Annotated in this window: 18 protein-coding genes and 1 pseudogene; 10 read left to right on the top strand and 9 right to left on the bottom strand. The window is 34.8% G+C overall.

The window, feature by feature from the left end; all coding sequences use genetic code 11:
* Window position 1: 1 nt before the first annotated feature.
* The 3 genes from rplK to pgk all read right to left on the bottom strand — a co-directional run bounded on the left by rplK (window position 2) and on the right by pgk (window position 2,934).
* Window positions 2-430 carry a 50S ribosomal protein L11 gene (gene rplK / locus GYW75_RS06960; protein WP_034884321.1) on the bottom strand — a complete coding sequence of 143 codons (429 nt, stop codon included), beginning with the start codon at window positions 428-430 and terminating at the stop codon, window positions 2-4.
* A gap of 187 nt (window positions 431-617) precedes the next feature.
* Entirely contained in the window at window positions 618-1,697 is a 1,080-nt protein-coding gene (gene fbaA / locus GYW75_RS06955) for a class II fructose-bisphosphate aldolase (RefSeq protein WP_065589637.1), read from the bottom strand.
* A gap of 73 nt (window positions 1,698-1,770) precedes the next feature.
* On the bottom strand, window positions 1,771-2,934 hold the full coding sequence (gene pgk / locus GYW75_RS06950; RefSeq protein ID WP_065589638.1) for a phosphoglycerate kinase: 1,164 nt from the start codon (window positions 2,932-2,934) through the stop codon (window positions 1,771-1,773).
* Window positions 2,935-3,158: 224 nt separating this feature from the next.
* Here pgk and rpsT point away from each other — a divergent pair, with 224 nt between their 5' ends.
* The 4 genes from rpsT to dtd all read left to right on the top strand — a co-directional run bounded on the left by rpsT (window position 3,159) and on the right by dtd (window position 5,462).
* Window positions 3,159-3,422, top strand: a complete 264-nt coding sequence (gene rpsT, locus GYW75_RS06945) for a 30S ribosomal protein S20 (protein WP_025316521.1) — start codon at window positions 3,159-3,161, stop codon at window positions 3,420-3,422.
* A 198-nt stretch (window positions 3,423-3,620) separates the two neighbouring features.
* The gene (locus tag GYW75_RS06940) at window positions 3,621-4,163 is read left to right on the top strand and encodes an SPOR domain-containing protein (protein ID WP_167370035.1); all 543 of its coding nucleotides are present in this window, start codon (window positions 3,621-3,623) and stop codon (window positions 4,161-4,163) included.
* Between the two features lie 14 nt (window positions 4,164-4,177).
* Complete coding sequence (locus tag GYW75_RS06935; RefSeq protein ID WP_174798860.1) at window positions 4,178-5,020, top strand: virulence factor BrkB family protein; 843 nt, start codon at window positions 4,178-4,180, stop codon at window positions 5,018-5,020.
* Window positions 5,021-5,027: 7 nt separating this feature from the next.
* Window positions 5,028-5,462, top strand: a complete 435-nt coding sequence (gene dtd, locus GYW75_RS06930; protein WP_065589641.1) for a D-aminoacyl-tRNA deacylase — start codon at window positions 5,028-5,030, stop codon at window positions 5,460-5,462.
* Between the two features lie 155 nt (window positions 5,463-5,617).
* Here dtd and metA read toward each other — a convergent pair whose 3' ends face one another.
* The 6 genes and pseudogenes from metA to rne all read right to left on the bottom strand — a co-directional run.
* Window positions 5,618-6,550, bottom strand: coding sequence for a homoserine O-acetyltransferase MetA (gene metA, locus GYW75_RS06925; protein WP_065589642.1), 933 nt, complete (start codon window positions 6,548-6,550; stop codon window positions 5,618-5,620).
* A 211-nt stretch (window positions 6,551-6,761) separates the two neighbouring features.
* On the bottom strand, window positions 6,762-7,574 hold the full coding sequence (locus tag GYW75_RS06920; protein ID WP_065589643.1) for a peptide ABC transporter ATP-binding protein: 813 nt from the start codon (window positions 7,572-7,574) through the stop codon (window positions 6,762-6,764).
* A 22-nt stretch (window positions 7,575-7,596) separates the two neighbouring features.
* A complete protein-coding gene (locus tag GYW75_RS06915) occupies window positions 7,597-8,586 on the bottom strand; it encodes a peptide ABC transporter ATP-binding protein (protein ID WP_065589644.1) in 990 nt (329 codons plus the stop codon).
* 2 nt (window positions 8,587-8,588) lie between these two features.
* A complete protein-coding gene (locus GYW75_RS06910) occupies window positions 8,589-9,449 on the bottom strand; it encodes an ABC transporter permease subunit (protein WP_065589645.1) in 861 nt (286 codons plus the stop codon).
* A complete protein-coding gene (locus GYW75_RS06905) occupies window positions 9,442-10,200 on the bottom strand; it encodes an ABC transporter permease subunit (RefSeq protein ID WP_238786423.1) in 759 nt (252 codons plus the stop codon). The genes GYW75_RS06910 and GYW75_RS06905 overlap by 8 nt, the downstream gene beginning before the upstream one ends.
* Window positions 10,201-10,481: 281 nt before the next feature.
* Window positions 10,482-13,139 (bottom strand): annotated as a pseudogene (rne, locus tag GYW75_RS06900) (ribonuclease E); the annotation flags it as partial.
* 742 nt (window positions 13,140-13,881) lie between these two features.
* On the opposite strand from rne, the gene syd reads away from it, so the two are divergent.
* From syd to GYW75_RS06870, 6 genes are all read left to right on the top strand, one after another.
* On the top strand, window positions 13,882-14,415 hold the full coding sequence (syd, locus tag GYW75_RS06895; RefSeq protein WP_085163865.1) for a SecY-interacting protein: 534 nt from the start codon (window positions 13,882-13,884) through the stop codon (window positions 14,413-14,415).
* A 118-nt stretch (window positions 14,416-14,533) separates the two neighbouring features.
* Window positions 14,534-15,709 carry an amino acid aminotransferase gene (locus GYW75_RS06890; RefSeq protein ID WP_174798857.1) on the top strand — a complete coding sequence of 392 codons (1,176 nt, stop codon included), beginning with the start codon at window positions 14,534-14,536 and terminating at the stop codon, window positions 15,707-15,709.
* Between the two features lie 290 nt (window positions 15,710-15,999).
* A complete protein-coding gene (gene purB / locus GYW75_RS06885; protein ID WP_174798856.1) occupies window positions 16,000-17,361 on the top strand; it encodes an adenylosuccinate lyase in 1,362 nt (453 codons plus the stop codon).
* The gene (locus tag GYW75_RS06880) at window positions 17,358-17,882 is read left to right on the top strand and encodes a GNAT family N-acetyltransferase (protein WP_081296750.1); all 525 of its coding nucleotides are present in this window, start codon (window positions 17,358-17,360) and stop codon (window positions 17,880-17,882) included. The genes purB and GYW75_RS06880 overlap by 4 nt, the downstream gene beginning before the upstream one ends.
* Window positions 17,879-18,661, top strand: a complete 783-nt coding sequence (locus tag GYW75_RS06875) for an amino acid ABC transporter substrate-binding protein (RefSeq protein WP_085163861.1) — start codon at window positions 17,879-17,881, stop codon at window positions 18,659-18,661. The genes GYW75_RS06880 and GYW75_RS06875 overlap by 4 nt, the downstream gene beginning before the upstream one ends.
* The gene (locus tag GYW75_RS06870) at window positions 18,658-19,329 is read left to right on the top strand and encodes an amino acid ABC transporter permease (protein WP_034910372.1); all 672 of its coding nucleotides are present in this window, start codon (window positions 18,658-18,660) and stop codon (window positions 19,327-19,329) included. Before GYW75_RS06875 ends, GYW75_RS06870 begins: the two co-directional genes overlap by 4 nt.
* Window position 19,330: the final 1 nt, after the last annotated feature.

Here is a 19,330-nt window from a genome sequence, read left to right as displayed (position 1 = left end):
ATTAACCCTCCACTTCCAAGCCCATTGAACGAGCTGTCCCTTCAATAGAACGCATCATCGTTTCAATGGTAGCACCATTCATATCTGCAGCCTTCAATTCAGCGATTTCGCGAATTTGTGCACTCGTTACTTTACCTACTTTTTTCTTATTAGGTTCACCTGAACCAGATTTGATTTTAGCCGCTTTCTTTAACAAAACAGCAGCTGGAGGTGTTTTAGTTACGAATGTAAATGAACGGTCAGAATATACTGTAATTACAACAGGAATTGGTAAGCCTTTTTCCATGCTTTCTGTTTTTGCATTAAATGCTTTACAGAATTCCATGATATTCACACCATGTTGACCAAGTGCTGGACCAACTGGCGGACTAGGATTTGCTGCACCAGCTGCAACTTGCAACTTGATGTAAGCTTGTACTTTTTTTGCCATTTTTAGTTTCCTTTGCTTGGGTGCAAACGCCTCTATTAATAATAATTATTAATAAATAGACAGCTCCCCTAAGTTAAATGAGGGCAGAATTATCCTATAACTTAATTGAAAATGCAAGATTTAATTTAAGTATAGATAAATCAAAAGCAAGGCAAATACCTTGCTTTAATCCTAAATAACATAAAAATTAAAGAACACCTACAGCATTAAGCTCTTTAAATGCAAGTTCTAAACGAGCAACTAAAGAATCTTGTCCCTTACGTAACCATACGCGAGGATCGTAGTATTTTTTATTTGGAGCATCAACGCCTTCAGGGTTACCTAATTGCCCCTGTAAGTAAGCTTCATTTGCTTTGTAATAATCTAAGATACCAGACCAGTTAGCCCATTGCGTATCTGTGTCAATATTCATTTTAATTACACCATAACTAACTGCTTCAGCTATTTCTTCCGGTGTAGAGCCTGATCCACCATGGAATACAAAGTTTAATGATTTAGCTGGTAGATTATATTTTTCAGATACATATTTTTGTGAGTTATCTAAAATTTTTGGCGTTAATTTAACATTACCTGGTTTATAAACTCCATGCACATTACCAAATGAAGCTGCAATAGTAAAACGAGGACTGATAGCACTTAAACGTTCATAAGCATAAGCTACATCTTCCGGTTGAGTATAAAGTGCTGAGCTATCCATATGACTATTATCAACACCATCTTCTTCACCACCAGTACATCCTAGCTCTAACTCTAAAGTCATTTTCATTGCTGACATACGAGCAAGATATTGACAACAAATATCAATATTATCTTTTAATGACTCTTCTGAAAGATCAATCATATGAGATGAAAATAATGGTTTACCTGTTTTAGCAAAATGAGTTTCGCCTGCATCCAGTAACCCATCAACCCATGGAAGTAATTTTTTAGCGCAGTGATCAGTATGAACTATAACAGGGACTCCATATTTTTCAGCCATAAGATGAACATGTTTTGCGCCAGAAATAGCACCCAACACAGCACATTCTTGACCTTCTAATTTTAGGCCTTTACCAGCAATAAATTGAGCTCCACCGTTAGAAAACTGAACAATAACAGGAGAACCTACTTTTGCGGCTGTTTCAATAACGGCATTGATAGTATTTGTGTCAACACAGTTAACCGCAGGTAATGCAAAGTTATTTTCGCGAGCGATTTGAAATACTTTTTGAACATCATCACCAGTGACAACACCAGGTTTAACAACATCAGAAATCTTAGTAACCATTTTATTACCTATAAATTTATTTATAAAAATTAAAGGATGAGTAATTATCTCATCCTTTTACTGAACTCAAATACTAGGCCTTTGCTCTAGCTTCTAACATCGCAACAGCGGGTAGTTTTTTACCTTCAACAAATTCAAGAAAAGCCCCGCCACCAGTTGAAATATAAGAGATTTTATCTTCAATACCAAATAGATCGATTGCAGCTAATGTATCCCCACCACCAGCAATTGAAAAACCTTCGCTATCGGCAATTGCTTTGGCTACAATTTCAGTACCACGACGGAAATTAGGAAATTCAAAAACACCCACTGGACCATTCCATAAAATGGTTTTAGCATTTTTGATAATATTTGCTAATACTTCTGCTGATTTATCACCTAAATCAAGAATTTGTTCATTTTCTTTAACATCTTTAACTGATTTTTCAGTCGCTGTTGCTGTTTCACTAAATTCTGTTGCAACACGAACATCAGTTGGAACTGGGATTTCACAGTTAGCCATTAATTTTTTAGCTTCTGGAATTAAGTCTGCTTCATAAAGAGACTTACCTACATTATAACCTTCAGCGGCAATAAAAGTATTAGCAATACCGCCACCAACAATAATTTGGTCAGCAATTTTTGATAAAGAATCAAGTACGGTTAATTTTGTTGATACCTTAGAACCAGCAACGATAGCAACCATTGGCCTTGCTGGATTATCTAATGCTTTACCTAACGCATCAAGTTCAGCTGCTAACAATGGCCCAGCACAAGCCACTGGCGCAAATTTACCAGCACCATGAGTCGAAGCTTGAGCTCGGTGAGCTGTACCAAATGCATCCATTACATAAATATCACAAAGAGCAGCGTATTTTTTAGACAAAGTTTCATCATCTTTACCTTCGCCTACATTGAAACGAACGTTTTCAAGTACAACTAATTCGCCTTCTTTTACATCTACACCATTGAGGTAATCTTTTACTAAACGAACAGGGAATGACACGTGTTCTTTTAAATAATCAACAACAGGTTGTAAAGAGAACTCTGGATTATACTCACCTTCTGTTGGACGGCCAATATGAGAGGTAACCATTACTTTAGCACCTTTTTTGATGGCTTCTTCAATAGTAGGTAGTGATGCTTTAATACGCGCATCGGAAGTTACCTTACCATTTTTGACCGGCACATTAAGATCTGAGCGAATAAATAAGCGTTTTCCTTTTAGATCAAGATCTTGCATTCTAATAATAGACATGATACTTCCCCTTGTAAAATATAAATAAAATAAAACTTACGCTATTCTAACATAAAAATTCTTTTTAGGTTATAGGGATTGCTGTGCAAATAATAAACATTAATAATAAATACAAAAACTACCAACATATTTTTTTATGTAACGCCATTGACAATAGGAAGAAATTAAGGCATATTTTGCCACCTTATTAATATGTAATTTTTATCTAAACTTGGGAGTTGACTTTGGCTAATATCAAATCAGCTAAGAAGCGTGCGGTTCAATCCGAAAAACGCCGTAAACATAATGCTAGTAACCGTTCAATGATGCGTACTTATATTAAGAAAGTTTACGCAGCTGTTGCAGCTGGTGATAAACAAACAGCTGAAGTGGCATTCAAAGACATGCAAGCAGTTGTTGACCGTCAAGCGGCTCGTGGCTTAATTCACAAAAATAAAGCTGCACGTCATAAAGCAAATTTAATCAAACAAATTAAAGCGTTGGCTTAATACATTAATTTTTTAACTAACATAGTTAAAGAAATACGAAAAAAAGTGGTGTAAGCCACTTTTTTTATTTATATACTAGTTTTATTTTACACAATATTATTAAAAAGAGAGTTTATTGTGGTTCAGCGTGATTATGTCAGAAAAAAGAGCCAATCAAAAAAAAGTAAGTCACGAAATAAGCCTAATTTTATGATATTTTTGGCTATTATAATCATTATTTTATTTTCTGCTATTCTCTATTTTGTTGCAAATAATACACCTAAAAAAACCGCTGAACCACCAAAAACAAAAACTCAACCTCCTTCAATAACTTTACCTGAACAACCTCAAGAGCGTTGGACATACCTTAAGGAATTAGAAACTCCTAATGCTAATTATGGTTCTGCGTCAAGTTCAATTGCTAGTGAAAGAGAGCAAATCCTAAATAGCTTTGTTAATAATTCACGCAGTGTGACGTCTTCTAAAAAAGAAGCAACAACGCAAAACCAAACATCAAATGTAACATCACAACCAACACAAGCTATTACAAACAAATGGCTATTGCAATGTGGAGCATTTAAAGATAAATCTAATGCTGATAAACTAAAAGCTAAGCTTGCAATGACTGGGGTTAGTGGCAATATTTCTTCAGGCCAATTATATCGAGTCACAGTAGGACCTTATACCAGTAAAAAAGAAGCCGATATCACATTAAACTTATTAAATAGTAATGGGATTAATAATTGTGTTATTTCTAACTAGAATATAAAAAGCCGATGAGATCAATGACGCAAATACAGATTTTTATAAAAATGTTATGGAATCGTATCAACCATGACCGGCTAACAACATCTTCTGCGGGACTTGCTTATACCACTATACTAGCACTAGTTCCACTTATTACCGTTATTTTTTCTTTACTTTCAGCTTTTCCTATGTTTGATGAAATTAGCCATTTATTGAAACAATTAATCTATAACAATCTTGTTCCAACGGCGAGTGACACCATTCAAAATTATTTAGAACAATTCATCTCCAATACAAAAAAAATGACCTTTGTTGGTGTAATTGGTCTGATTGTTACATCACTGTTGCTTATCAACTCAATTAATACAGCACTTAATCATATTTGGCAAACTAAACGCAAACGTTCCTTCATGTACAATCTAACCATGTATTGGACAATACTAACCTTAGGCCCAATTTTAATTGGTTCTAGTATAGCGATTAGCTCTTATATTTTTTCATTGAAATGGCTATCTACCGCAACAACGGGTAATATACTACTTAATTGCTTACCATTTATTATTTCTGTGATTGGATTTTGGCTACTTTATAGCATTATCCCGACCGAGTCTGTACCTTTAAAAGAATCGATGATTGGAGCGTTTGTCGCTGCAGCATTATTTGAAATAGGTAAACGCGCATTTGCACTATATGTTACTTCGTTTCCAACATATCAACTTATTTACGGAGTAGTATCATCAATCCCCATTATGTTAGTTTGGATCTATTTTTCTTGGTGCATTGTCTTGTTTGGGGCCGAATTTGCAGCAACCTTAACTGACTATAATAGACAAAAAAAACATATTGTTAACAACCCTTCTTTACCAGAGTAATTAAATTATGATCGCCTTAATCCAACGAGTAAAACAAGCTAGTGTGACAATAGACAATAATATCATTGGACAGATTAATCAGGGTTTACTGATTTTCCTGGGAGTTGAGCAAGATGATGACGAACAAAAAGCAATTCGTTTATGTGATAAAGTTTTAGGTTATCGTATTTTCAGCGATAATGAAGGAAAAATGAATTTAAATGTTAACCAAGCTAATGGCGAAATATTAGTTGTTTCTCAATTCACCCTAGCTGCAGACACTAAAAAAGGAATGCGACCAAGCTTTACAAAAGGCGCTAAACCCGATGAAGCAAATAGGCTTTACCAATTTTTTGTAGAACAATGCCAACAAAAAATAACAACTCAAACAGGCCAATTTGCAGCTGACATGCAAGTATCATTGATTAATGATGGTCCTGTAACATTCTGGTTACAAGTCTAGTTATATAACTAAAATTACATTTAGATAATATTTCGCAAGTTTTACCAATTATTATTTAATATTTGGCATTGTAAGATCCAATTTAAATAGGTTATTGTTAAATAAATCTAGCAACAACCTAACAAAATTTGATTATAAGATGCGGCTAACCTTTATTAGTCATCAATCGTTAAATTTCGAGTAGTTAAATCAAATGGAGTTAACTGGTAAACATAATAGTTGAGCCAATTACTAAATAATAGGTAAGCGTGGCTACGCCATGTGGCTTTTGGTGTTAAATGAGGATTATTATCAGGAAAATAATTATATGGCATATCAGGATGAATACCTGCATTTAAATCTCGATAATATTCATTTGCCAACGTTGAAGAATCATATTCAGGATGACCTGTTACAAACACCATTCGCTTATCAGCTGTAGCCATTAAATAAGGACCGGTAATATCAGACTCAGCTAAAATAGTTAAATCGGTATATGTTTTTATTTTATCAATTGGAAAATCAGCATAACGAGAATGAGGAGCCCAAAAGGTATCATCAAAACCACGTGTTAAAATCGCATTAGTTTGCACAATATGATGCTGAAAAACACCCGATAACTTTTGCGTGCGAGTAAATTTTGGTAAATCATATAAGACATTCAAAGCAGCTTGAACACCCCAACAAACAAACATAGTTGAAGTAACATGATCCTTTGCCCAAGTAATAATTTTGGCTAACTTAGACCAATACACAACATCGGAAAAAGCCACTTTCCCTAGTGGGGCACCTGTTATAATTAACCCATCAAAATTTTGCTCACAAATATCATCAAAATCACAATAAAAACTATTTAAATGTTCAATAGGCGTATTTTTAGACTCTCGCTGATCAATACGTAATAACTGAATATCAACTTGTAAAGACGAATTAGAAAGTAAGCGTAAAAATTGGTTTTCTGTTTCGATTTTTTTAGGCATTAAATTTAAAAAAAGAAGCTTAAGAGGTCGAATTTCTTGGGTATTAGCACGCGATGAAGTCATAACAAATACATTCTCATTACGTAATACATCAACCGCAGGTAATGAGTCAGGAATACAAATAGGCATAACAAAAACTCCTAAATCGGTAAGTCATTTTTAAACATCAAAATAGACGTCTAGAAATCTATATAGCTAAATATAGTATCTTTTAATTTATTTGTCGAGATTTTTTATTTAACAAAATCATCAGAATAATCAAATTACAAATTAACAAACATTCTAAAGAAATGTGTATTACTTCATGCAAAAATCAAAATCACTCCGATAGATTTGTTAATTAAAAAGTACGAGTATCGGTACGCCAAGTATCTGCAGTAAGCGCTTCACCAAAATAGCTATTGATTAATTTTTGGGTAATATCACTCAGCGGTGAAGCTAATACTTCAGCAGTATTACCATATTCAACCAATTCGCCATTATGCATAACTAAAATTTCATCGCTGATATGTTTCATCATCCCAATATCTTGAGTAACATATACATAAGAGATATTTTGTTCAGCTTGTAACATCAGCATTAAATTAACAATTTGTGAACGCATCGAAATATCAAGTGCAGCTAATGCTTCATCTAAAATTATCACTTTAGGTTTTAAAATCAATGCTCGAGCTAATGCTACTCGCTGTTTTTGCCCCGCAGCCATCACTGAAGGATAATAAGAGGCATGTTCAGGTAACAATCCAACTTGCTTCAATACATCTCTAATTAACTTTTCACGTTCATGAGCATCATAATTAGCATTACACTTTAATGGGATTTCAAGCAATTGCCCAATACGTAATCGTGGATCAAATGAACTTTCTACATGCTGAAATATCATACGAATTAGTTGACAACGATAGCTATAATCGCCGTATTGAACTTTATTACCATCAATCCAGATATCTCCACTATCAGGCTTTATCATACCAACTAACATTTTTGCGAGTGTCGATTTGCCAGAGCCATTTTGTCCGATAATTGCAAGCGTTTTACCTTCATTAAGAGAAAACGATAATGGCTTCACCGCATTAATGTATAAATGTCCCAGAAATCCTTTAGGAATTTTAAATTGCTTAGATAAGTTACGCACTCTTAATATTGGATTCATCGTATATTCCTATTATTTATGGCTACTCATCAGTATTTAACGGAAAATGACAGGCTACGAAATGATCTTTTATCGGTATCAATTCTGGCGCCAAAATACATTTTTTCTGGGCATATGGACAACGAGGACCTAATCGACAACCTATTGGTAGGTGTTCTAATGATGGGATCACTCCAGGCAAAGTATTTAAAGGACTTTTATGCGGCATCGCTTTACCAAAGTCAGGAATTGCATAAATTAGCGCCTGAGTATAAGGATGATAAGGCGATTTAATTAAATCTTTACTATCAGCAACTTCAACTGTCTGTCCACAATATAAAACATTGATACGATCAGTCCATCTGGTAACCATTTGCAGATCATGACTAATAAATAAGATAGTGGTACCCACATTTTGATTCATACTAGCTAGCAACCTAAAAATTTGTGCTTCTGTAGTTGCTTCCATCGCATTTGTCGGCTCATCAGCAATAAGTAGCTTAGGCTGATTAGCCAACGCAATTGCAATCATGACTTTTTGACATTCACCTTCAGTCAATTCAAACGGATAAGATTTTAATATCTCCTTATGATTCTTAATTCCTACCCGATGCAATAACTCAATCGCTCGATGTTTACGCCAAAATAACCTTTGCCACCAATGCCCTTTAAATGTCCTTCTTGGAATTGCACTAATTAACTGTTGTCCTACTTTCATGGAAGGATCTAAGCAAGATTGTGGTTCTTGGAATATCATCGATATATTGGCACTAATGACTTTTCGGCGCTGTCTAGGAGTGAGTTTAAGTAAATCAATGTCATTAAAATAAAATCGATCAGCTGAAATCTTCCAATTATGATTAGTCACACCTAAAATAGCTTTAGCGATAAGGCTTTTTCCAGATCCTGACTCACCAACTAAACCTCGAATTTCACCTTCTGACAACTTTAAATTTACACGATCAATTGCACGTAAAAGACCATCTGGTGTAATAAACTCAATGGTTAAATTCCGAATATCTAACAATGCCATAATTAAGTTCCTGCTCGACGGCCATATAATCCAAAATTGAATAAATAAACCAAAATAATTGTAGCAGAAACCGCAATTCCCGGAGATAAAAAGGCTAAATAATTAGTTGCAATGATATCTTTCATTTGAAACATCATCATACCTAAATCTGGTCGAGAAACATCATTAGCAAAACCTAAAAAAGTTATAGTAGTAATAGTTAAAATAATCGAACCAAATAGCGAAACAATTTCAGTCAAATAAATAGGTAAAATATTAGGTAAAATATAATGATTAAAAATTGTAAAGGAAGATAATCCATCAAGTCTATAGGCCGTAATATATGTTTTATTCCATTCATTGATGGCACGCTGATGAATATTATAAATAAAGCGTGGCGTATAAGATAACCCTATTACCAATAAAATATTAGTAATGTCATCTTCTAATAATAAGCTAATAACAATCACACCAAGTAACGGTGGTACTACCATACAAAATTTAAAAACAAATAATATAAAAGGGCGTATAAATGATATAAAAAACATTAAATAATTGATTAACCCACCAATGACTACCACATAAAAAACCGCCTTTAAGGTCATTGACATAGTTGAGCGATAACCAATTAACAAATAATCAAAAATATCTTGTCCTTTAGCGTTAGTACCTAATACATGATTAATATCACCATTAGACCACCAAGCAGGTGGTAATGAAGTTGGGTAAATAGGGTTTAAATGGGCATGAAAGAACCATTTGGTTGATAATGCCACAAAGGCAAGCGCCAATATGCCATAAAGGCCAACAACTAAGTAGAAATTACTATGCAACCGATTAAAGCTTAAATTGACATTTTGAAGCAATCTTGCTCGCCTAGACATAATGTTCCTTATGACGTAAAGGATAAATAACTACCGCCGAAATTTCGCCCAATAACGTTAACAAACTGATGACAGTGCCACAGGCTAAAATGGCAATAGAAATAACAAAATAATTATGATGATGATAAGCAAGCATCACCCATTGCCCCAATCCTACTCGATTAAATAAAATTTCAATTACCATAGTTGAAAAAAGTAGTGTTGTCGTATTATAAGTCAGCTGTGGAATAGTTGCAGGAATGGAATTAGGTAATAAATGGCGGCGTAAAATTTTAAACGGTGATCGTTCACGAATAATCGCCATTTTAATAAAATTCTGTCGTGATGTATTTCTTACATTCTGGCTAACGAGTTGAATAGTCATAATGCTTGGTTGAATAGCTAAAATAATGATCGGCAAAAACAAATAGTGAAGTTGGCCCAATATCATATGCCATTTATCTGTTTTTGATGAAATTAAAAGATCCAATAACGAAGTTCCAGCTACTGATGGCGATACATTAAAATTCATCGATATCGACCAAGTTGGCGATAACCAATACATAACAATAATAACAACCATAACTATAGGGCAAGAATACAAAGATAAAGATCCTAAACGGATAATATTATTTAACCAATGAATATTACTAAGTCCAAGAAAAATTCCCAATGGCAATCCAATCAGTAAAGCAACGAATAAAGCAAGAATGCACAGTTCAAATGTAGCCAATAGTGTATGGAGAAACGGCACTGTTTCTCCAGTTAACAATCTGAATTGCCCCTGCAGCAACTGTTTAAAAAAAGCACTGTAGGCATCCAAAAAGCTTAAATTATTAATGTTAAATGTTGAGTGAGGGCTAAAATAAACTAAACAAAAACTAATCTGAGCTAATACGCAGATAATAAACAAAAACGTTACTATTTTCTTGAAAATATAGATAATCATTATTTATCTTTATCGCTATTATAATTAATTAAAACACGGCAACATAACCACGCCACCGTGTTTTAATCTATTTATTGATTATCCAGTATTACTGGTTTACTTGCTGCGGCATAAGCATGATCCTGAGCACTTAAACCACCAGCATTACCTTTACCTTCAAAATGATAATCTGATTCTTCACGCAATTTTATTTCAACATCATAAGTCACATATTCTGGTGCAGGTGCTTTAGTCATTGCTGATGAGGAATAACCTATTGAGTGTGAATCATTAATTACAAGATCATTATCATTTTTCTCACTAACGTTAAAATCCTCTTGAGCACTTACAAATATGGGAGCTTTTGATACCTCATCAACACTAGCAGTTCTATTTACATCTTCCTCATTTTTAACAATAACAGGAAGTAAAAGCGATGGAATGACAGGTACCACATTATGTGGTTCATAATTAGCTATTTGACTGTAATCAACAACAACACGACCTAAAGCTAATTCCAATGATGCTGCAGCAAACGGCAATGGTATTGGAGACTGTTTTAGTTCTACATTACGAACACGGCGTTTATTACGTTGGCCATTCATTCGTAAATGTCTTGAAGTACGACGCTGACGTTTCGGTTGAATTTCCGATACAATATTGCCCTCAGCTGATTCTGAGACAATAACAGGTAATAATAAAGAAGGGATAATTACTCGTTCTTGTTCAGTCTGCACCGTGGCAGTAGTATTACTATTTTTCACACGAACACCTTTAGTTAATGCTCGTTGTTGGCGTCTTGGCTTAGCCTCACGCAGTTTTGGTTGTACCACTTCCTCGACAACTCTATCTGCCTTAAGATTGTTTTCAGAGTCTGACAAATTAGCATTTGAATTACTATTTTGTTTAGCTCTGCGATTATTATTTCGACTTGATTCTTTAACCTCGTCAATATTGCCTGCTGCAACAAAATTACCATTATTAGCAGCATTGTTATTTCGGTGATTACGTTGACGTCGATTGTTTGAACGTTGATTATCCCGTCTTTTAGTCGGTCTTGTTTTAACTTCTGGCTGTGGTTCTACTTTTTCAGTAACAAACAGTTTACGTAATTTACCAAATAATCCACTAAACAGACCGCCTGATTTTATAGTTTTTGACTCTACCTTTTCTTTTGGTGTTGCACAAGCTTCAACTTTAGGTCCAGATAATACAGCTTGTTCAACAATAACTTCAACAGCTTGTTGCTCTTCTTCCTCTTCCTCAAGTTCACGAATCAATTTTGGAAGATTATAACTCAGTACATCTGTTTCTTCGCCTCTACGCTTACGAATCACCTTATACAATGGTGTTTCCATCTCTTCATCGCCAGCAATCACAATTTTGACATCAGGATGCATACTTTCAATATTGGTGATAGCACGACGTTTTTCGTTGAGTAAGTAGCTCGCTATTGGCACAGGAACAATGACATCGATTTGTACTGTATTATCTTTCATTGCTTCTTCTTGAATCAATCGAAGAATAGATAAAGACAATGAATTATTGTCCCTAACTGTGCCTGTACCTTGACAACGAGGGCAAATGTGATGCGTTGCTTCGCGTAATGAAGGGCTTAAACGTTGGCGCGACATTTCAAGTAAACCAAAGCGTGAAATTCGCGTAGTTTGAATTCGTGCACGATCGGTTTTCATCGCTTCTTTTAAGCGGTTTTCTACCTCACGTTGATTACGGACTGGTGTCATATCAATAAAATCGATAACAATCAAACCACCTAAATCGCGTAAACGTAGTTGACGAGCTATTTCTTCGGCTGCCTCAAGGTTAGTATTAAATGCTGTTTCTTCAATATCACTACCACGAATGGATTTAGCCGAGTTAATATCGATTGCTGTAAGCGCTTCTGTGGCATCAATAACAATTGAACCACCAGAAGGTAAGCGAACTTCTCGCTGAAATGCCGATTCAATCTGCCCCTCAATTTGGAAATGATTAAATAATGGCACATCACCCTCATAAAGCTTTAAGCGACCGATATACTCAACTCGTCCCAAATCAGCTAAACGTTTTTTAGCAATCTCAAGTACTTTAGGATTATCAATTAAAATATCACCAACATCATCACGCAAATAATCACGAAACGCACGAGTAATGATATCACTTTCTTTATGAATCAAGCTTGGTGCAGGATGTTTTTTGGCTTCGTTTTGAATTGCTGTCCAATAGTTAACTAATGCATCTAAATCTTGTTGCAACTCCTCTTGGCTTTTACCAACACCCGCCGTCCGAGCTATAACACCCATGCCTTTTGGCTTTTCAATTGCATCAATAATACGCTTAAGATCTGCTCTTTCTTCACCTTCTATACGGCGCGAAACACCGCCAGCACGAGGATCATTAGGCATCAACACCAAGTAGCTACCAGCTAAACTAATATAGGTGGTTAAAGCCGCACCTTTTTTGCCACGAATCTCTTTTTCAATTTGGATAAGGACTTCTTGACCTTCCTGTAGATGTTTAATACTACGACGACCAGAAATATTAGATGGGAAATAGCTTTCAGCAATCTCTTTTAAAGGTAAAAAACCATCACGCTCACCACCATACGAAACAAAAGCAGCTTCTAAACTTGGATTGATTTTAGTGATTTTACCTTTATAAATATTCGCTTTTTTTTGTTCATGTCCAAGGCTTTCGATATCTAAATCATACAATCGTTGACCATCAACAAGCGCAACTCGCAGCTCTTCTTGCTGGGTTGCATTGATTAGCATTCTTTTCATTATTCTACACTCTTGATTAATCTTAATTAACAGTAGGTAGAATCTTATTATTGATAAGTGATTATTTTAACAATGATGAATAATGGTACTTAACTAAATATTGGTATACAGCATTCATTATTTTATTTATGTTATTTTTGTTATTATTTTATGTGAACCTGATACCGCTTACACAACATCAATATCATACATTAAGTAACATGCTAAATTAAAAAGCACTAAATATTTAAAAAAACCTAATTGTATAATTTATTGACACTATTAATATGGCTAATTTGCAAACCTATGTTTCTTAACGGCTTTAGCAAATAAACTAAATCTTTATGCAATTGTTTAAAATAAACATATTATCTAATTATAATGATTCTACTTACGCTATTTTATTTTGAAAAACTGTAATGTCTAACGCCATTGCTGCATTACAAGGATAAAATTATCCGTCACTATTATTAACGTTTCAGTCAAGGATAGCAAGCAAATTAAACTGGCTGTTTTACAAACAGTTAAGAATTCATTTTTAGCTATATTCAACTTGCTTTAATCACACAATAAATAACTTATTTAATTTGCTTAAATTTTTTACTGAAACACATAGTTACCTGAAACTTTTTTACAAAATTTTTTCTTACTAATTATCCCATTAACTAAAAATAAAACACCGATGCAATTATGCATAACGAATCCTAATCAGTATAATTACAATAAAATGACATTATAATTTAAATATGAGATATATCTGTTTATGAACTCTGCCAATAAAACTGCCTTACTTAATTTTACTACTCGTTGGATTGAGCAATTCAAATACGCACCACAAAGCGAAGAACTACATGCCATCCCCTCGCCTTGTATTTTAAAAACTGACCATCTCACGGTATTTTGGCAACCATTTTTATTAGAACCACCAAGAGATCTCTCGATTGTTGAACAAGTTATTGGTATCATTTTACATCCCTCTGCTCACATTTTTTATGGTACACAATATGCTGGCAATATGACGGCTAAATTTACCGACACACATTTAACCTTAATTCAAGCATGGAACGATGATGACTTTTCAACTTTAGAACAAAATTTAATAGCTCATTTATCCCAACAAAAAAGATTAAAACGAACAGCAACCATTTTTATAGCTACGACAGATGACAGCACAAAAATAATTTCATTAAACAATTTAACGGGCGAAATAGTAAAAGAGGACTTAATTACAGGAGAACTAACGACATTAACTAATGATTTGATTTCATTTTTTAATCAACTTACAGTTTTTCAGTAACTATAAGAACGTTAAAAATTTTACAAAAATCTATTTTATCGTATACCTATTTGAAATTGTAACTTACAAAATAATGTGTATATAATGCAGTAATAATAATCAATTAAATAGGTGGATTATGTTTGAAAATTTGACAGCAGCACCAGCCGATCCCATTTTAGGGCTAGCAGACCTTTATAATAAAGATGAACGCACCAATAAAATTAATTTAAGTGTCGGTATTTATAAAGATGAAACGACCAAAACCCCTATTTTAGAAAGTGTCAGAAAAGCAGGGCATTTGTTACTAAATGACGAAACCACAAAAAGTTACTTTCCTATTGACGGCCTCAAATCCTTCAATATTGCAACGCAAACTTTGCTTTTTGGTAGTGAAAATGAACGAGCAAAAACTGCACAAGCACCTGGAGGAACAGGGGCTTTACGCATTATGGCAGACTTTTTAGCTCGTCGAACCAAAATAAAACGAGTTTGGGTTAGTAATCCAACTTGGCCAAATCATCGTAGTGTATTCCAAATGGCAGGCCTTGAAGTACGCGAATACCATTATTACAGTGCACAAACGCACACTCTTGATTTTGATGCCATGATGAGTAGCTTAAACCAAGTTACCGCTGGCGAAGCGGTATTATTCCATGGATGCTGTCATAACCCAACGGGTATCGATCCAACCCCAGAACAATGGCAAGCTATATCGGATCTTGCCTTAAAAAATGGTTGGTTACCGCTGTTTGATTTAGCTTATCAAGGCTTTGGACAAGGTATAGAAGAAGACGTTTATGGGTTACGGTTATTTGCCAATAATCATCCAGAACTACTTATTGCAAGTTCATACTCTAAAAATTTCGGTTTATATAACGAACGAGTGGGAGCATTTACATTAATTGCGGCAAATGCTGAAATTGCCGATCGAGCCTTTAGTCAAGTCAAAACAATTATTCGAGCTAATTACTCAAACCCTCCTGCCCATGGTGCTAAAATCGTCTCTTATATATTAAACAATGAAGAATTAAAAGAAGAGTGGATCGATGAATTAACAAGTATGCGTCAACGTATTCACCGCATGCGACAACTATTTGTAAAAACCTTACAAGACAAAGGTGCAAATCAAGATTTTAGTTTTATTGCCAAACAAAATGGCATGTTTTCGTTCAGTGGCTTGAACGAAGAACAAGTGCTAAAATTGCGTAATGATTATGGCATCTACATCGTAAACTCAGGACGTATCAACGTGGCTGGTATGACATTAGATAACATGTCCAGACTTTGCGAATCAATTGTTGAAGTACTATAGAAATTTTAATAATAAACAGTCATAACAATAGAAGCGCTCAAATAAAGGGTGTTTCTATTTACTTCCCCCCTTTAAATTAATATGTTTTTTACTATAAAAAACAGGTTTAGCTTTGGCATACATATCCTTATTAATCAAAAATTATCCTAATGATTACTTACACCTCCCCCCTTCTCATTAGTATTTTATTCCATTTGGTTATATCAATAGAAAAACAGATTATTAGACGATACTGCAATAATTACTAATAATTATTAAGTAAGATAGTAACAATTATTGAGGATAGTTTGGTGGCGTCACATATTTTAGATTTTTTAATTTTGGGCAATAACTTTGGTACTAACGAAATGAGAGCAATTTGGTCAGAGACAAATCGCTTGCAAAAACAGGTCGATGTCGAAGTTGCTTTAGCTAAAGCGGAAGGCGAGTTAGGCGTTATTCCAATTGAAGCAGCCAATTCAATCATATCCAAAGCCGATGCATCTAAATTATCAATTGAACAAATTGCCGAAGAAGCAGCTAAAGCCAAACATTCGTTAATGTCAACAATTAATGCACTGCAAAAACAAGTCGGTGATGCGGGTCAATATATTCATTACGGCGCAACTACACAAGATATCGTCGATACTGCAACTGTTTTACAATTAAAACAATCTTTTACTGTAATTGAACGCGATAGCAAACTAGTGGCACTAGAACTAAAACGTTTAGCTAAAAAGTATCAGTATTTACCCATGGTTGGACGAACCCATGGCATGCAAGCACTCCCTACAACCTTTGGTTTTAAACTTGCCGTATGGTTAGATGAATTTATTCGGCACTTACAACGTTTAAGTGAAATCAAACAGCGAGTATTAGTCGGTAATATTAGTGGTGCAATTTGTACTTATGCCTCAATGGGCAAGTTAGGACCACAAGTTGAAACGCGTGCTTTAACAATACTGGGACTAAATACCCCTAATATCGGTTGGCAAGCAGCTCGTGACCGTTTTTCTGAATATGCATCAGTCATTGCGCTAATTAGTGGCACATTAGGTAAAATGGGCAATGAATTTTACAACTTAATGCGTACCGAAATTAACGAAGTTGAAGAACCGTTCTCGGAAGGAAAAATAGGTTCAACTACCATGCCGCATAAACGCAACCCAGCGGCATTAGAAGGTTTAGCCAGTTTGACAGCTCCACTTTTAAAAAGTGTCGCATTAATTCACGAATCAATGAAAGTTGAACATGAACGCGATGCCATGAGTTGGCGAGCCGAATGGATCGCACTACCAGAAATTAACCTTTATATTTCAGCACAATTACAGACAGCCCTTGCCGTACTTAAAGGACTTAAAATCAATGCAGAAAAAATGTTGATCAATTTATCACTACAAAATGGTTTACTACTATCTGAAAAAGTGATGTTTGAAATCGGCAAACGATTAGGCAAACAAACTGCACATAATTTAGTTTACCAAAGCGCCATGAAAGCATTTGAACAAAATCGACCATTTAAAGATATATTATTAGAAGATCCACGTTTAAATAAAGAATTCACCGAATCCGAACTTGATGCTTGGTTAGATCCAATTAGCTATATTGGCTCTGCACCTGAAAAAGTAGCACAAGTTATTCAATATGCTGAACAGTGTGGAGTATTAGCATGAGCTTTCGCTTAATCACTCATAAAGACATTCCTGCTTATCAGGCGCTATTGCATAATGCTTATCAATCCACCACTCAATTAGGCATCCATTTTGTCGCAGCAACAGTCACGCAATCGCAAATTGCTGACCATATTAATTCCAATGCCGTGTATCTATTTGAAAAAGAAGGTGATCTACTATCAACCTTAAGTATTCGCTTTCCATGGGGTAATAACCCAGGACCTTATGGGTTACCGCATTTAGGTTGGTTTGCAACAGCGCCACAATATAAAGGCAAAGGTTATGGTAATGCATTATGGGATTTTGTTGAACAGCAAATTCTAATTAACCAACTAAAATTACCTGCTGTCACGTTAGGCACTGCTGCAAATCATCCATGGCTTGCCCAAACTTATATTAATAGAGGCTATAAAAAAATAGGGCAAGCTAATTTAACACTCGATCATACCACACTTTATTTTGAAAAAATCTTAAATCATAAAAACTATACCGAATGGAAAAAAAGGAGTAATAAACAATGAAAAAAATAAGCAAGTTACTGTCCGCTCTTTTATTAACTAGCCTAGCCTTAATTGGTTGTGATAATAAATCCAATCACCAAGTAACAGAGCAAAATGTCATTAAAGTGGGCTCCACAGGACAAAGCTATCCAAACGGTTATAAACAAGATGGCAATTTAGTCGGATTTGATGTTGAAGTTACTGAAGCAATTGCTAACGAATTAGGCTATAAAGTCGAATGGATCATTGCTGAATTTGGTGGCTTAATGGGGCAATTTGATTCAGGGCGTTTAGATACTATTGCCAATGCAGTTGCGGTTACAGATGCTCGTCAAGCCAAATATGATTTTTCCAATACCTATAGCCTTTACGGTAGCCAAGTTGTTACCCACAAAGATAACAACGATATTAAGCAATTATCTGATTTTAAAGGTAAAACCATTGCTGGTGTGCTAGGCTCAAATCATATAAACAATCTAAAAAAAGCCTTTCCTAACAACGAAATAACAATCAAGACCTATGAAACACGAGATGGTGCAATGTATGACACGGAGTATCGACGAGTTGATGGTTATGTCAATTCTAAGCCAATATTACTGGCTGAAATTAAGCGTAAAAACCTACCGTTTAAATTAGTGGGTGAGCCAATTACTATTGAGCACGTTGCTTTTCCATTTAGTAAAGATGAAAAAGGCCAAGCACTACGTGAAAAATTCAATCAAGCCATCGAAAAGTTACGCACCAATGGCACATTGAAAAACCTTGCAATTAAATATTTTGGTGAAGATATTACCCTATGAATTTTAATGTAAACTATTTTTTAAGTGTATTTCCGCAGATATTACCTTATCTGCCTGTTACACTTTTTATTACCATCATATCGATTATGTTTGCCATTATATTTGGACTTGCGATTGCACTATTACGTAGCAATAAAATAATCATTATCGATTCGTTTTTTGCACTGTTTATTTCACTGTTTCGAGGAATACCTTCTGTTGTTTTACTGTTTATTATTTATTATGGATTACCACAAATTTTTCCTGTTTTAAAACAAATGGGCGCTACAACAGCAGCCATTATCTGCTTCAGTTTAAAATATTCGTCCTATTTAGCTGAAATTTTCCGAGCAAGTTTAAAGTCCGTTGATCAGGGGCAGAAAGAGGCAGGAATAACCGTTGGTTTAAGTAAAATACAAGTTTATCGAGGTATTATACTACCACAAGCTATGGTCAATGCTCTACCAAACGCCGGCAATATGTTCATTTCATTACTTAAAGATTCGTCTGTTGCCTTTTTTGTTGGCGTGCAAGAACTATTAGCATCGGGGAAAATGTTAACTGCTAACTCATTCCTCTACTTCGAAACCTATCTAGCTGTAGGTATTGTTTACTGGCTAACTGTTGTTGCCTATTCTTGGATACAAAAACAATTAGAGCAAAAGCTCAGTATACCTTATCATCGTTAAG

Source organism: Gilliamella sp. ESL0232 (genome assembly GCF_013346885.1).
Taxonomy (GTDB): domain Bacteria; phylum Pseudomonadota; class Gammaproteobacteria; order Enterobacterales; family Orbaceae; genus Gilliamella; species Gilliamella bombi.
The sequence above is the reverse complement of the archived record's forward strand: the minus strand, read 5'-3'. Positions and strand labels throughout refer to the sequence as shown.